At 47.7% G+C, this 2,061-nt stretch carries 3 protein-coding genes; all 3 read left to right on the forward strand.

The window, feature by feature from the left end; all coding sequences use genetic code 11:
• Positions 1-339: CpaF family protein (locus tag AB1466_01825; GenBank protein ID MEW6188840.1), on the forward strand; the 339-nt coding region annotated here is incomplete at its 5' end.
• Between the two features lie 12 nt (positions 340-351).
• Positions 352-1,341, forward strand: a complete 990-nt coding sequence (locus tag AB1466_01830) for a type II secretion system F family protein (GenBank protein MEW6188841.1) — start codon at positions 352-354, stop codon at positions 1,339-1,341.
• Between the two features lie 10 nt (positions 1,342-1,351).
• Positions 1,352-2,061: type II secretion system F family protein (locus AB1466_01835; GenBank protein ID MEW6188842.1), on the forward strand; the 710-nt coding region annotated here is incomplete at its 3' end.

A 2,061-nucleotide genomic window follows, 5' to 3' on the forward strand; every position in this document is an offset into this window, starting at 1 on the left:
CTGGAGACCATGGTCTTGATGTCCGGAATGGATCTGCCGGTGCGAGCCATAAGGGAGCAAATCTCCTCCGCCATCGATTTGATCATCCACCAGGCGCGACTGCGGGATGGAACTAGAAGGATCACCCATATCACCGAGGTTCATGGGATGGAGGGAGACATAATTACTCTACAGGATTTATTCCTGTTTGATTTTTCCATGGGCGTCGATGAGAATGGTAGATTTAAGGGAACCATAAAATCCACGGGAATCAGACCTAAATTCATGCAAAAGTTGCAGAATCTGGGGATTACCCTTCCCGTGGACATCTTCCAATTTGAACTCTTTAGTCGAAAGTAGGAGGTTTTGAAGATGTCTTTGGGTACCTTGCCCGGATTAACCACATTATTACTCATATCATTCATGGCATTCTTCCTGGCTTTCCTTTCCCTGCTTGGGATATTCTTCCCACAGACTTCCCTATTGGAGCAGCAATTGAAACCCTTTGAGGAAGCATGGCAAAGGTCTCGTGGGAAGGAGGAGCAGAAAAAAGAGCAGACTAAATTCATTTTAAGTAGAATTTCAAGGATAATCGCTCCCTTGACCGCCAAAAGAGGACTGGTTAAGGACTTACAACTCTTACTCGATCAGGCAGGGCTTCCCCTTCGGGCATCGGAGTTCATATTCTTTCACTTTTTAACCGTCCTCACCCTGGGAAGTCTGGGATATGCCTTATGCAAGAGTATAATTACCACGCTCTTCATGGTCTTTTCGGCTGCAATCCTCCCTGTGGTCATCATCCAGTACTTGAAAACCAAGAGGGAGGGATTATTCCACGAACAACTCTCAGATACTCTGTCGCTGATAGCCGGAGCACTTAAAGCGGGCTATAGCTTCCTGCAGGCCGTCGATATGGTGGTGCAGGAAACGAAGCCTCCCATGTCCACGGAGTTTAAACGGGTGCTGACCGAGGCAAGGTTGGGACTCCCTTTGGAGGAAGCCCTAAATAACATGGCCGAAAGGGTTCAAAGCGTCAATTTTGACTGGACCATCATGGCCGTTAAAATCCAACGAGAAGTTGGAGGAAATCTTGCCGAAGTCCTGGAAATTTTGGCCAATACCATGAGAGAAAGGGATAGGGTAGCCAGGCAAATACGAGTGCTCACCGCGGAGGGAAGGCTTTCGGCGGCGATTTTGACCTCTCTCCCCTTCATCATGGGTCTCATCCTTTATATCATTAATCCTTCTTACGTTACATTGTTATTCACCAATACGGTGGGAATAATCATGGTCATTGCAGCACTGATATTAATGATAATCGGTGGCCTGTGGCTCAAGAAGATGGTCTCCATAGAGGTGTGAGGTGTTTGTGATGCTATATTCGTTATCCTTAATTCTGGTTTTTATCTCGGTATTTTTGACCTCCATGGCTTTGTCGATGCTGTCCACACGGGGAAGGACATCAAAGCAGGCATCCATCGCTTCCATAATTGAGCAAGAACTGGCGGAACCCTTTGCCCGCAGGATATTGCTACCCTTAGTTCAAAATCTCGCCGATGTGGTTCGGAGAATCAGTCCTATGGGGATATCAGATGGGGTGAGGAGAAAACTGGCCCTGGCCGGTAATCCCAAAGATATGAATGTCGATAAGTTCTTGGCACTTAAGGCTCTGAGCGCCATGGGTACCTGTGTATTGCTTGGTTTAGCCCATATGACCCTTGACCTCTCTTTAACCTCCATCCCCATCTCGTTGGGATTGGTGGTGGCGAGTTTCTTCATACCCGATCTTTGGTTGCAGCATCGCATAAACACGAGGCAGAAAGCCATTGCTCTGGCCCTTCCAGATACCCTGGATCTTTTGACCATAAGCGTTGAGGCCGGATTGGGGTTTGATGCCGCTCTGAGTAGAGTGGTAAAAAATACCAAGGGTCCTTTGTCTCAAGAGTTCTATAGAATGTTGCAGGAGATACGGTTGGGAACCCCGAGAAAGGAGGCCTTTAAAAATCTCGGAGAAAGGGTAAACTTCCCCGAGCTGCATGCCTTCATCTTGGCCATGCTCCAAGCGGATGTCTTTGGCATCAG

The organism is Actinomycetota bacterium (genome assembly GCA_040755895.1).
Classification (GTDB): domain Bacteria; phylum Actinomycetota; class Aquicultoria; order Subteraquimicrobiales; family Subteraquimicrobiaceae; genus Subteraquimicrobium.